Annotated in this window: 13 protein-coding genes; 3 read left to right on the forward strand and 10 right to left on the reverse strand. The window is 71.7% G+C overall.

Annotated elements, in window-relative coordinates:
- Positions 1 to 29 precede the first annotated feature (29 nt).
- A complete protein-coding gene (locus tag A4R43_RS11450; protein WP_113692322.1) occupies positions 30 to 1055 on the reverse strand; it encodes an LLM class F420-dependent oxidoreductase in 1026 nt (341 codons plus the stop codon).
- 11 nt (positions 1056 to 1066) lie between these two features.
- Positions 1067 to 1996 (reverse strand): oxygenase MpaB family protein, encoded by a 930-nt coding sequence (locus tag A4R43_RS11455; protein ID WP_113692323.1) that lies wholly within the window; start codon positions 1994 to 1996, stop codon positions 1067 to 1069.
- Positions 1997 to 2119: 123 nt separating this feature from the next.
- Here A4R43_RS11455 and A4R43_RS11460 point away from each other — a divergent pair, with 123 nt between their 5' ends.
- Entirely contained in the window at positions 2120 to 2710 is a 591-nt protein-coding gene (locus A4R43_RS11460; RefSeq protein ID WP_113692324.1) for a TetR/AcrR family transcriptional regulator, read from the forward strand.
- Here A4R43_RS11460 and dmpG read toward each other — a convergent pair.
- The 3 genes from dmpG to A4R43_RS11475 form a co-directional block, all read right to left on the reverse strand.
- Positions 2680 to 3723, reverse strand: coding sequence for a 4-hydroxy-2-oxovalerate aldolase (gene dmpG / locus A4R43_RS11465; RefSeq protein WP_113692325.1), 1044 nt, complete (start codon positions 3721 to 3723; stop codon positions 2680 to 2682). The genes A4R43_RS11460 and dmpG overlap by 31 nt on opposite strands.
- Complete coding sequence (locus tag A4R43_RS11470) at positions 3720 to 4625, reverse strand: acetaldehyde dehydrogenase (acetylating) (RefSeq protein ID WP_113692326.1); 906 nt, start codon at positions 4623 to 4625, stop codon at positions 3720 to 3722. The genes dmpG and A4R43_RS11470 overlap by 4 nt, the downstream gene beginning before the upstream one ends.
- 135 nt (positions 4626 to 4760) lie before the next feature.
- Positions 4761 to 5546, reverse strand: a complete 786-nt coding sequence (locus A4R43_RS11475; protein WP_113697506.1) for a 2-keto-4-pentenoate hydratase — start codon at positions 5544 to 5546, stop codon at positions 4761 to 4763.
- A 40-nt stretch (positions 5547 to 5586) separates the two neighbouring features.
- Between A4R43_RS11475 and A4R43_RS11480 the strand changes: the two genes are divergently transcribed.
- The gene (locus A4R43_RS11480) at positions 5587 to 6339 is read left to right on the forward strand and encodes an IclR family transcriptional regulator (RefSeq protein WP_113692327.1); all 753 of its coding nucleotides are present in this window, start codon (positions 5587 to 5589) and stop codon (positions 6337 to 6339) included.
- Here the strand turns inward: A4R43_RS11480 and A4R43_RS11485 are convergent.
- Positions 6328 to 8100 (reverse strand): ABC transporter ATP-binding protein, encoded by a 1773-nt coding sequence (locus A4R43_RS11485; RefSeq protein WP_236808916.1) that lies wholly within the window; start codon positions 8098 to 8100, stop codon positions 6328 to 6330. The genes A4R43_RS11480 and A4R43_RS11485 overlap by 12 nt on opposite strands.
- A 94-nt stretch (positions 8101 to 8194) precedes the next feature.
- On the opposite strand from A4R43_RS11485, the gene A4R43_RS11490 reads away from it, so the two are divergent.
- Positions 8195 to 8752: a TetR/AcrR family transcriptional regulator gene (locus A4R43_RS11490; RefSeq protein WP_113692328.1), complete on the forward strand. Its 558-nt coding sequence runs from the start codon at positions 8195 to 8197 to the stop codon at positions 8750 to 8752.
- Positions 8753 to 8770: 18 nt separating this feature from the next.
- Here A4R43_RS11490 and A4R43_RS11495 read toward each other — a convergent pair whose 3' ends face one another.
- From A4R43_RS11495 to A4R43_RS11510, 4 genes are read right to left on the reverse strand one after another with little or no spacing between them, the layout of a single operon-like run.
- Positions 8771 to 9934 carry a glycoside hydrolase family 3 N-terminal domain-containing protein gene (locus tag A4R43_RS11495; protein ID WP_113692329.1) on the reverse strand — a complete coding sequence of 388 codons (1164 nt, stop codon included), beginning with the start codon at positions 9932 to 9934 and terminating at the stop codon, positions 8771 to 8773.
- Positions 9935 to 9966: 32 nt separating this feature from the next.
- The gene (locus tag A4R43_RS11500) at positions 9967 to 10701 is read right to left on the reverse strand and encodes an FAD:protein FMN transferase (protein WP_205215301.1); all 735 of its coding nucleotides are present in this window, start codon (positions 10699 to 10701) and stop codon (positions 9967 to 9969) included.
- Positions 10701 to 11102, reverse strand: coding sequence for an FMN-binding protein (locus A4R43_RS11505; protein ID WP_113692330.1), 402 nt, complete (start codon positions 11100 to 11102; stop codon positions 10701 to 10703). Before A4R43_RS11505 ends, A4R43_RS11500 begins: the two co-directional genes overlap by 1 nt.
- Positions 11103 to 11110: 8 nt before the next feature.
- The gene (locus A4R43_RS11510; protein WP_113692331.1) at positions 11111 to 12463 is read right to left on the reverse strand and encodes a ferredoxin reductase family protein; all 1353 of its coding nucleotides are present in this window, start codon (positions 12461 to 12463) and stop codon (positions 11111 to 11113) included.
- Positions 12464 to 12542: the final 79 nt, after the last annotated feature.

Below are 12542 nucleotides of genomic sequence, written 5' to 3' on the forward strand. Positions count from 1 at the left end.
GCCTCACCCTGCCAATACCCTGCTGATACCTACGAGAGCACGTCGGCGATCTTGCGCAGCGCGGCGGCGTCCCCGCGCACCAGCAGCGTGGTCACCACCGTCTTGTCCCACTCCGCCAGCTCCTCGCGGATCTTCGACGGCGGGCCGATCAGCGAGATGTCCTCCACCAGCGCGGTCGGGATGGCCGCGGCGGCCTCCTGCTTGCGGCCCGACAGGTACAGCTCCTGCACCTTGCCCGCCACGTCCTCGTAGCCCATGCGGACAAAAACGTCGTGGTGGAAGTTCGCGTCCTTCGCGCCCATGCCGCCGATGTAGAGCGCGAGCGACGGTTTGATCAACGCGGCCGCTTCCTCCACGTCGTCGTGCACGATCACCGGGGCCGACGCGGGCACCTCGAAGTCGGCGAAGCCGCGCCGCGCGCCCTCCCGGGCGAAGCCTTCCTCCAGCGCGGCCCGGTAGAAGGCGTCACTCTTGGGCGAGAAGAACAACGGCAGCCAGCCGTCGCAGATCTCGGCCGCGAGCGCCACGTTCTTCGGGCCCTCGGCGGCGAGGTAGATCGGCAGGTCCGCGCGCAGCGGGTGCACTGTGGACTTGAGCGGCTTGCCCAGCTTCGCGCCGCCGGGGTGCGGCAGCTGGTAGAACTGCCCGTCGAAGGTCACCGGCGCCTCGCGCGCCAGCACCCGCCGCACGATCTCCACGTACTCGCGGGTGCGTGCCAGCGGCTTCGGGTACGGCTGCCCGTACCAGCCCTCCACCACCTGCGGGCCGGACGCGCCGAGGCCGAGCACAAAGCGGCCGCCGGAGAGGTGGTCCATGGTCAGCGCGCTCATCGCGGTGGCGGTCGGCGTGCGGGCGGACATCTGCACGATGTTCGTGCCCAGCTTGACCCGCTCGGTGGCGGAGCCCCACCAGGCCAGCGGGGTGAACGCGTCGGAGCCGTAGGCCTCGGCGCTCCACACCGAGTCGAAGCCGAGCCGGTCCGCCTCGGTGATCGCCTCCAGCGCGCCCGGCGTGGGGCCGGAGGACCAGTAACCGACGTGGTAACCCAGCTTCATGAACAGCTCCTTCAGTTCGGCACCTGGGGTGCATAGTGGGTCGGACTGTCGCGTTCGTCCAGCGGGGGCAGATTGCGGGCGGGGGTTTCCACCAGCGGCGCGTCCACCGGCGCGCGGCCGAGCGCGCGCCGCCAGCCCGCGCGGGCCCGCGGGTGGTAGCGGCGTTCGAACGGCACCAGCTTGAACGCGGCGTTGATCAGCTTGCCGGTCAGCCGGTGCAGCCGCTCGTCGCGCGCGCTCCAGGTGTAGCCCAGCTTTTCGCGGATCGGCGGGTCGTACATGCCGACGGTCAGCCAGACGAAGTTGCGCGCGACCAGCCCGCGCACCAGGTGCCACACCGGCGACGGCAGCCACCACATGCCGTTGGGCTTCGGGATGTCCTTGATGTCGAGCACGTCGCGGGTGGCCTTGTTGTCCTCCAGCACCTCGGTGCACATGTGGTGCCAGTACTCCTGGAACTCCTCCCAGGTGGCGGGCACCGGGCGCATGCTCATGCCGTACATCCGGTACCACTGGACGTGCTCGTCGAACATCTTCCGCTGCTGCGCCGCGGTCAGCCCGCCCATGAAGTTCTCGGCGATGAGCAGCGCGGAGACGAAGAAGGTGGCGTGCGCCCAGTAGAAGGTGCCCGGGTTCAGCGCGTGGTACGGGCGGCCCTTCGCGTCGACGCCCTTGATCGTGTTGTGGTACCCGCGGACGGCCTTGGCGGTCTCGTGCGCGCGGGGGCCGTCGTAGATGACTCCCCCGATCGGGTAGAGCGAGCGGAACAGCCGCTGCCAGCGCTCCTTGAAGAACTGCGAGTGCTGCTCGACGCCCGCGCCCAGCTCGGGGTGCATGTTCTGCATCGACCCGGCCCACAAGGCGATCAGCAGGCCGCGCCAGTCGCCGAAGTACTTCCAGGTCAGCGAATCCGGGCCGAGTGGCTCAGGCTGCTCCGACATGCGCGCTCTCCTCAAAGTGACTACACCCGTTGTCAGGTTAGGATTGACAACGACCGTAGTCAACGGCGAGGCCGCGCGCGCCACGCCGGAGGCGTGGCAGACAAAACGAGTAGGTAAGGCAGCATGCCGACGAGCCGGACCTGGGGTGGCACCACGCTCACCGATCGTAAGGCGGCGCGCCGGGCGCAGCTGATCGAGGCGGGCATCGACCTGCTCGGCGCGGAGGCGGGGCCGTCGATGAGCGTGCGTGCCCTCTGCCGCCACGCCAAGCTCACCGAGCGCTACTTCTACGAGAGCTTCACCGACCGCGACGACGTGGTGCTCGCCGTCTACGAGCACGTCGGCCAGGCCGCGCGGCAGGCGCTGATCGACGCGGTCGAAGCGAGTTCGCCCGAGCCGGAGCAGCGCGCCAGGGCGGCGGTGACGGCCTTCGTCGAGCTGATCATCGACGACCCGCGCAAGGGCCGGGTGCTGCTGCTGGCCCCGCTGAGCGATCCCGCGCTGTCCAGCCGCGGCGTGGAGCTGCTGCCCGCGTTCGCCGCGCTGATCCGCGAGCAGCTGCCGCCCGGCGCGGCCGAAGCCGATCGCGACATGACCGCGATCGGGCTGGTCGGCGCGCTCGCGAACCTGTTCATCGCCTATCTCGGCGGGTTGCTCGAGGTGTCCCGGGAGCACCTGATCGATCACTGCGTCCGGCTGCTCGCCCGCGCCTGATCCCGTTCGGCCACCAGCTTCAGCGCGATGTCGATGATCATGTCCTCCTGGCCGCCGACGTACTTCGCCTCGCCGACCCGGTAGAGGATCTCGTGCGCGGGCACGCCGTAGCGCTCGGCGGCGCGTTCCGCGTGCAGCAGGAAGCTCGAGTACACCCCGGCGAAGCCCTGCACGATCGACGACCGGTCCATCACCGGCAGCCGGGTGATGTAGGGCTTGACCACGTTCTCCGCGGCGTCCATCAGCACGTCCTTGTCCACGCCGGTGCGCACGCCGAGGCGTTCGAAGGTGGCCGCCAGCACCTCGGTCGGCGAGTTGCCCGCACCGGCGCCGAGCGCGGCCAGCGAACCGTCGATCTGGCGGGCGCCGGCGCGGTGGGCCAGCACGGAGTTCGCCACGCCGAAGCTCAGGTTCTGGTGCCCGTGGTACCCGGCCTGCGCCTGGTCACCGAATTCGGCGACCAGCGCGGCGACGCGGTCCGAGGCGTCCTCCAGGATCAGCGCGCCCGCCGAGTCGACCACGTAGACGCACTGGCAGCCCGCGTCCACCATGATCCGGCCCTGCTTGGCCAGTTCGTCCGGAGTGGACATGTGGGACAGCATCAGGAAACCCACGGTCTCCATGCCGAGTTCGCGGGCCGCGCCGAAGTGCTGGATGGACACGTCGGCCTCGGTGCAGTGCGTGGCGATCCGGACCGCGCCCGCGCCCAGGTCGGCCGCCGCCTTGAGGTCGTCGACGGTGCCGAGGCCGGGCAGCAGCAGCACGGCGATCTTGGCGCGCTTGGCTTCCTCGACCGCGGCCGCGATCAGCTTGCGCTCGTCGACGAGCGAGAACCCGTAGTTGAAAGTGGACCCGCCGAGGCCGTCGCCGTGGGTCACCTCGATCAGCGAGATGCCCGCGGTGTCCAGCGCGCGCACGGTGTCGCGCACGTTCTGCTCGGTGAACTGGTGTGCCATCGCGTGGCTGCCGTCGCGGAGGGTGGTGTCGACGAGCCGGACTTCGCTCGAGGTCATGCCGAAACCGCCTTCCGCTGCGCGAGCAGTTCGCCGACGCGGGCCGCGGCGGCGGTCATGATGTCCAGGTTCCCGGCGTACCGCGGCAGGTAGTCGCCGTTGCCCGCGACCTCGAGGAAAACCGCGACCCTGGCGCGGTCCTCCCAGCCCGGCCGTGGATCGTCGAACTGCGGTTCGGCGGTGAGCGTGTAGCCGGGCACGTACTCCCCCACCGCGCGCACGATCTCGTGGATCGAATCGGCGATCGCCGCGCGGTCGGCGCCGGGATCGATCGCGCAGAACACCGTGTCGCGCATGATCATCGGCGGCTCGACCGGGTTGATGATGATGATCGCCTTGCCGCGGGTGGCGCCGCCGACCTCCTCGATGCCGCGCGCGGTGGTCCTGGTGAACTCGTCGATGTTCGCGCGGGTGCCCGGCCCGGCCGAGCGCGACGAGACCGACGCGACGATCTCCGCGTACGGCACCGGGGTCACCCGGGAGACCGCGTGCACGATCGGGATGGTGGCCTGGCCGCCGCAGGTGATCAGGTTGAGGTTCGGTGCTTCGAGCAGTGCGCTGTCTTCGGTCAGGTTGACCACCGGGCAGGTGAACGGGCCGACCGCGGCGGGGGTCAGGTCGATCGCCTGGATCCCCGCTTCGGCGTACCGCGGTGCGTTCGCCTCGTGGGCTTTTGCCGATGTGGCCTCGAAAACCAGCTCGGGCAGGTCGTCCTGGGCGAGCAGCCAGTCCACGCCTCCGGCCGACGTGCGCAGCCCGAGTTCGGCGGCGCGGGCGAGGCCGTCGGAGGCCGGGTCGACGCCGACCATGTAGCGGACGTCGAGATGCTCACTGCGGCGCAGCTTGACCAGCAGGTCGGTACCGATGTTGCCAGGCCCGACGATCGCGGCGGTCCGTGCCATGTGCTCTCCTAGGTCGTTTCCCAAGCGGCGCCAGCCGCTTGCTGTGGGCCGCCCACCCGCGCCGTCGCGGGTTCTCAGGCGTCTTCTCGCGAGAACAGCCACCCGCACCGCCACGCAAGCACTTTCCAGGAACCTCTAGCTGAACACGGCGCTCACGGCGCCTAGTCCGTCGATGGTGCAGGTGACGCGGTCGCCGGGGGCCACCGGTGAGACGCGGGTGATCGAGCCGGACAGGATGACGTGGCCCGGTTGCAGGGCGGTGCCCATCTCGCCGAGCTTGTTGGCGATCCACACCAGGCTGTTCAGCGGCGAGCCCATCACCGCGCTGCTGTCGCCGGTTTCGATCACCTCGTCGTTGAGGTGCAGCGAACACGGCGCACCGGTCAGGTCGATCGCGTCGAGCGGCACCGGCGTGGAGCCGAGCACCACCGCGCCCGAGGAGGCGTTGTCCGCCACGGTGTCCACAATGGAGATCTTCCAGTCGCGGATGCGCGAGTCGACCAGTTCCAGCGCGGGCAGCAGGTGGTCCACCGCGTCGGCGGCCTGCTCGGCGGTGACACCCGGGCCGCGCAGCGGTTTCCGCAGCACGAAGGCGATCTCCGGTTCGATCCGCGGCTGCAGGAAGCGCGCGGTCGGGATCGGCTCGCCCTCGGCGTAGAACATGGTGTCGAGCAGGTGCCCGAAATCCGGTTCGTCCACGCCGATCTGGCGCCGGGCCGCCTCGCTGGACAGGCCGACCTTGTGCCCGCGCACCACCCCGCCGTCGGCCTCCCAGTGCCGGACCTGTTCGAGCTGCACGGCGTAGGCGTCGGCGACGGTCAGCCCGGGGTGGGTTTCGATCAGCGGCGGAATCGGTTCACCGGAGACGTAGGCGGCGAGCAGGTCTTCGGCGAGCGCGTGGTGCAGGGCGGTGTCGGGCATGTCGTTCACCATCCACCCGCCGATGGGGCACACTCAATCCATGTGTCCCGGTGAGCGGAACGACGAGGGAGCCACCGCGGCCCGGCTGGCACTGCTGCTGACCGCCTTCCGCCCCGGCGACTCCGCGCTCGGCGTGTCCGAGCTGGCCAGGCGCACCGGCCTGCCGAAGTCCAGCACGCACCGGCTGATCGGCCACCTCGCCCGGCAGGGCCTGCTCGAACGCGACGGCACCGGGGTCCGGCTGGGCCTGCGGCTGTTCGAGATCGGGCAGCTCGCGGTCCGCCAGCGCGGGCTGGCCGACGCCGCCCGCCCGTATCTCGCCGACCTGCGCGAGGCGACCCGCAACACCGTCCACTTCGCCGTGCTGGAGGGCACCGAGGTGGTCTACCTCGACGTGCTGCGCGGACCGGACGCCCCGCGCCTGCCCTCGCGCACCGGCGGGCGGTTCCCGGCCCACGCCACGGCCGTCGGCAAGGCCATTCTCGCGTTCTCCCCGGACAGCCTGGTGGAGCAGGTGATCGCCGCCGGGCTGGGCCGGATCAGCCGCCGCACCATCACCGCGCCCGGCCTGCTCCGGCGCCAGCTCGCCAAGGCACGCGCCGAAGGCGTGGCCTACGAACGCGAGGAGTCGGTGCCGGGCGTGGTGTGCGTGGCGGCACCGGTGCTCGACGCCGGCGGCACCGCGGTCGCCGGGATCTCCTTGGCGGGCTGGGCGAACCGGATGGGCACGGCCAGGATCGGCCCCGCCGTCCGGACCGCCTCGCTCGCCCTCTCGCGCACGCTACGCGGCTGACTCCCGTTCCTCGGTCGCGATCCGCAGCGCCTCGACCAGTTCGCGGTACAGCTGGTCGGTCCGCAGCAGTTCCTCGTGCGTGCCCCGCGCGCGGATGCGGCCGCCGTCCATCACCACGATCGAATCGGCGTCGAGCACGGTGGACAGCCGGTGCGCGATGGTGAGCACCGCGCCGGTGGCCGCCCGTCGCCGGATGCAGTCGTGGATCGCGGCTTCGGTGAGCCCGTCCACCTGGGCGGTCGCCTCGTCCAGCAGCAGCACCTCCGGCGTGCGCAGCACCGCCCGCGCCAGCGCGATCCGCTGCCGCTGCCCGCCGGAGACCGAGGTCGAGGACAGCGGGGTGTCCAGGCCGTGCTCCAGCGAAGTGATCTTCTCGGTCAGGCGGACCTCGTCGAGCACCGCCCGCAGCTCGGCCTCGGTGGCCTCGGGGTGGGAGTAGAGCAGGTTCTCCCGGATGGTGCCGGGCACCACCGGCGTCTCCTGCTCGACGTAGGCGAACCGCTCCCGCACCTGGGCGAAGGTGTATTCGTGGTACGGCCTGCCGTCGAGCAGCAGTTCTCCTTGCTGTGGCTCGAGAAACCGCAGCAGCAGGGAGAACAGCGTGGTCTTGCCCGCGCCGGACGGCCCGACGATCGCCACGTGCCCGCGCCGCGGCACGACCAGGTCGATGTCGCGCACGGCGGGCTCGGCGTCCGGCCCGTAGGCGGCGGTGAGCCCGCGGAACTCCAGCACCGGGCCCGCCGGGGCGGGCTCGGCCACCAGCGCCGGGCGTGCGGTGCCGTCGGTCTCCACCGGCATCGTCTCCACCTCGCGGATCCGCCCGGCGGCGGCGATCCCGGACTGGAGCGTGGTCACGTTCTGGCTCAGCTCCATGATCGGCTCCATCAGGCCGAAGGCGTAGAGCAGGAAGGCGATCAGGCTGGAGACCTCCAGCAGCCCGAGGCCGACCCGCCAGGCACCGAGGCCGAGGATGGCGATGATCGCCACCTGGATGCCGGCCCATGCGATCGTCCACGCCACCGCCTCGCGGCGGACCGCGCGGATGCTGTGCGCCGCCGAGGATTCCGCCTCGCGCAGCACGTTGTCGGCCTGGCGTTCCTCGGCACCGCTGACCTTCACCGTGCGGATCGCGCGCAGCGCGCCCTCGAGAAGTCCGCCGAGCCTGCCGACGTGTTCCTGCGCGCGTTCCTGAGCCTTCGCGATGGCGGGCATGAGCAGGGCGAACAGGATCGCCACGACCACCACCGCGAGCACCGTGGTGCCCAGCAGGAGCAGGTCGAGCGTTGCCATCAGCACCAGCGTGCCGACCAGCATCACCACACCGTTGATCAGCGCGATCACGCTGGAGGTGGCGGCTTCGCGCAGCAGCACGGTGTCGGAGGTGACCCGGGTGACCAGCTCGCCGGGCGGGCGCCGGGTCACCGCGGGCACGGTGGCGCGGAAGAACCGGCGGACCATCGATTCGCGGGCGCCCTGCACCACGCGCTCGCCGAGGGTGCCGAGCAGGATCCACTGGCAGGTCCAGATCAGCACGCCGGCCACCAGCAGCGCGACCAGCGCCAGCACCGGCCCGGTGAGCGAGCCCGACGAGCCGAGCTGGTCGAGCACCCACTTGGTGACCATCGGCGTGGCCAGGCCCGCCGCCGAGCCCAGCAACGCGAGCAGCAGGCCCAGCGCCAGTGTGCCCCGGTGGGGCCGGGCGAAGGACCACAGCACCTTCAGGCGCGGCAGGCGTCCCTTCGGTTGAACAGTTGTGCTCACTTCTTGAACATTCACGTTCCCCAGTGGAACATTGATGTTCCACTATCGTCAACCCGAATTCCGATTTGGAACACCCTGGAAGTACGGTGAGCCGATGAGCGAGGAGACCGGGACCAGGGCCCGCACGCGCCGGGCCATCCTGGACGCCGCGATCGCGGTGCTGAACAAGGACACCAGCGCGTCACTGGGCGACGTGGCGAACGCCGCCGGGGTCGGGCGGACCACCGTGCACCGCTACTTCCCGGAGCGCTCGGACCTGCTCACCGCGATCGGCGCGGACGTGCTCGAAAGCATCGAACACGCCACCGTCCGCGCACGGCTCGGCGAAGGCACCGCGCTCGAGGCGCTGGACCGGCTGTGCCAGGAGTACTTCGACCTCGGTGACGTGATGCTGCTGCTGTTCAACAACCCCGGCCTGATCACCGACGAGCAGTGGGACGAGGAAACCGAGGCCGACCGGGCGCTGAACCGCTTGATCGAGCGCGGGCACGCCGAGGGCACGATCGATCCGGAGCTGCCGGTGAGCTGGGTGAGCAACATGCTCTGGGCGCTGCTCTACGCGTCCTGGCAGCAGACCGACCAGTACGGCACGTCGAAGCACACCGCGATCGGCCTGTGCCTGCGCTCCCTGCGCAAGGCCCTGGCGGTCTAGGCGGTCACGAAGGTGGCGCTAGTGACAGCCCGTGCGCAAGTGGAGTACCCGGCCGAGTGCCTCCCCGACGCGCGCCGCCGGTAGCTCGCCCGACGCCTTCGCCTTCTGCAGGCGGTCCAGCACCGGGCCCGGCGCGTCGTGGCCGGACCAGAGGGCGACGTCGGCACCCGCGGTCAGCGCGGCGAGCACCGCGTCCGGCAGGCCGTAGCGGTCGGTGATGGCCCGCATCGCGCCCAGGTCGTCGGTCATCGCGACGCCGCCGAAGCGGTAGTCCTCGCGCAGCAGCCGGTACGCCGCCGGGCTGACCGACGCCGCCTCTCCCCCGGTCAGCCCCGGGACGTCGAGGTGGCCGAGCATCACCGCGGGCGCGCCGCGCGGCAGCAGCTCCGCGTACGGCAGGAGGTCCGCGGCCTTCAGTTCGGCCAGCGGGGGCGTGCGGACCAGGCCCTTGTGCGAGTCGCCCTCGGCGCGGCCGTGGCCGGGGAAGTGCTTGAGCACGGGGAACACCCCGGCCTCGGCGAGCCCGCCGGCGAAGGCGCCCGCGTACCGTGCCGCCACAGCCGGGTCCGGGCTGTACGACCGGTCCCCGATCACCGTGTTCGCGGCCGCGTCGCTGAGGTCGGCGACGGGCGCCAGGTTCATCGTCACGCCGCGGTCCTTCAGCTTCCGGCCGCGGTCGGCACCGAGGGCACGCACCTGCTCCGGCGTCGAAGCGGCCGCCTGCTCCCGTGCGCTCGGCAGGTCGCCGTCGAGTTCGTCGACCCGCTGGACGCGGCCGCCTTCGTCGTCCACCGCGACCAGCAGCGGGTGCTTCGAGGCCGCGTGCACCGGGTTCAACCGGCTGCCGGTGAGCAGCCGCGTGTCGCTGCCGCCGACGAAGATGCCGCCGACGTGGTCGTCGCGGACCACCTCGATCGCGTCGCGCTCATCCGCCGGATCCACGCCGACCATCAGCAGCTGGGCCAGCTGATCACGCTCGTCCAGCCCGGCGGCCAGGTCGGCGCAGGACGGGACCCGGGCCGTCAGCGAGGTAGGCGGCGGTGCGGCCTGGGGCACCGCCGCCGCGCGGCCCGGCTCCTCGATCGGCCGCGCGAGCACGTGCGCGGCAGCCACCACGATGGCGCACACCGCCGCTCCCGCGGTCAGTGAAAGCAGCCAGGCCCTGGTACCAGCACGTCTCATCGGCGGCCAGTGTAGGTCGCCGCCGCCGGCCGCTACGCCAGCGGCAGGTTCTCCGAGCGGAACACGCGGTTGCCCTCGGTCACCGCGAACACCTCGCAGCCCGGTTGCGCGGCCGCCCATTCCGGGCCGTCCGCGCCCAGCGCGAAGGCGGCCGTGGCGGTGGTGTCGGCGATGGTGAGCGTGTCCGCGACCACGGTGATGCTCCGCAACCCGGTGGCCGGCGCGCCCGTGCGGCCGTCGAGAATGTGGTCCCCGCGCTCGTACCGGCCCGAAGTGGCCACCGCGGCGTCCTCCACCGCCAGCACCGCGCACAGCTGGTCGATCCGGTCCGGGTGCCGGACCCCGACCCGCCACGGGCCACCCGCCGCGACCACGTCCCCGCCCGCGTTCACGCAGAACCGCCGGGCCCCGGCGTCCATCAGCGCCTCGGCCGCCCGCTGCACCGCCCAGCCCTTGACCACCGCGCACGGGTCGAGCCCGCGCCCCGGCAGGCGGACGCTGAACGCGCCACCGCTGCGTTCCTCGTACCGGCGGCACACCGCCAGCACCTCGAGGAAGTCGTCGCTCAGCTCGGCCGGGCTCAGCTCGGCGCGGTTGAGCCTGCTCACCTCGCTGTCCTCGCGGAACGGGCTGAACCGCGCGTCGACCTCCCGCAGCCAGTCGAAGGCGCGGTCCACCGCGGGCCCGAGCGGGCTGGTGGTGGCGCGGACGTCGATCGAGATCGGGAAGCCCATGATGTGCTCGACCCGCCGTGGATTGCCCAGCATCAGGAACCCTTCCGGTCGAGAGCCGCCTGCAGCGACTCCGCGTAGGCCTCACTGGTCATGGTCGCTCCCGAAACCGTGTCGATGTCCGCGCTCTGCGCGGTCAGCGCTTCCTCCCGCAAAGTGGGCAACGCGCGCTCGGTCGGATTGGTGTCCGGAGCCCGCAGCACCCGCACGTCCGTTATCGAACCGTTGGTCAGCACCACCTCGACCTGCACGATGCCGTGCCGCCCGGCGGCGACCTCGGTGCCGGTCAGGGTCTGGCTGCCCGCGCCCGCCGCGGGCGGCTGCGGTGTTCCAGCCTGCGCCACCACGGCGGTTTCGGTGTGCGGGACGGGCTCGTACTGCCATACCCAGGCGAAACCCGCAGCGGTGAGCAGCAGCACGGGAATGGTCTTCTTCATCTCTCTCCTCAACCGGCCAGGCTGAACCGTTCGGCGTGCACCTGCGCGGGTGGCAGGCCCAGTTCCTTCAGGCCGCGCACGGCGGCCTTGGTCATGCCGGGCGGACCGCAGACGAACACGTCCCGGTCGGCCACGTCGGGCACCAGTGCGGCCAGGCTGCGCGCCCCGAGCACCGGCCCGTGCGGACCGTCCTGATCGGACGGACCGGTGAGCAGGCGCAGCACCGCGCCCCGGGTGCGGGCGATCGCGACCAGCTCGTCGAGCAGCACCGCGTCGTCCTCGGACCGGACGCGGTAGAGCAGCACCACGTGCCCGCGGACGTCCTCGAGCAGCGCGCGGATCGGGGTGATGCCGACCCCGCCCGCGATCAGCAGCGCGTTGTCGCGGGTCTGGTGCGCGGTGGTGAACGCGCCGTACGGCCCTTCGGCGAACACCCGCGTGCCGGGACGCAGGCCGCGCAGCCCGGCGCTGCCTTGCCCGACGGCCTTGACGGTCAGCCGCAGCGACCGGCCGTCGGGGGCGGCGGACAGCGAGAACGGGTTCGCCTGCCACCACCGGTCGCGGCTGAGGAAGCGCCACAGGAAGAACTGGCCCGCGCGCACCGGCAGCTCGTCCAGCTTCTCGCCGGTGACGTACACCGAAACCACGTCCGGCGATTCCGGGACCACCGCCGACACGCGGAACCGGTGCTTGAGGTTGCGGCGCACCGGCAGCACCATCCGGCCGGCGAGCACCGCGGCCAGCGCGGCACCCCACAGCGTCCACCAGTACGCCCGCGCGGCCGCGGAGTCCACAAAGGACTCCCCGACCGCGACCTGGTGGCCGAAGGCGAGCACCACCGCGAGATAGGTGTAGAGATGGGTGAAGTGCCAGGTCTCGTAGGCCAGCCGCCGCCGCGCGTACCGCGCCGAAAGGGCGCCGGCCACCAGGATCAGCACCAGCGCGACCACCGCGCGCAGCACGTCTTCCATCGTGGTGATCAGCGTCCCGAGCTGGTCGATCGGGCCGGTGTTCTCCACCGCCGCGTATCCGGAGACGATGAACACCGCGTGCCCGGTCAGCGTCCACAGCAGCCCGAAGCCGAGCAGCCGGTGCCACGAGGTCAGCCGGTCCATGCCGATCCGCCGGTCCACCCACGGCAGGCGGGCGACCAGCAGCAGCTGGAAGGCCATCAGCAGGGCGCCGTAGAGCCCGGCGAGCCTGCCGAGCGAGACCAGCACGTTGCTCGACGGTCCCGACGCGGCGAACAAGGCGGTGACCGCCACCACGTTCGCGGCGAACAGGGTGGACAGCACGATCCCGGCGGTGGTGCGCGGGCGGAGGACCGGGGCGCGCAGCCCGGCGCTGGTGAACTCGGCCATGCGCCCAGCCTGTGCGGCGAAGCTGAGGGTGGGCTATCCGCCACCTGTCGAAATCCTGTCGGTCGGCCGCCGGGCGGCA

The sequence above is a fragment of the Amycolatopsis albispora genome (assembly GCF_003312875.1).
GTDB classification, from domain to species: domain Bacteria; phylum Actinomycetota; class Actinomycetes; order Mycobacteriales; family Pseudonocardiaceae; genus Amycolatopsis; species Amycolatopsis albispora.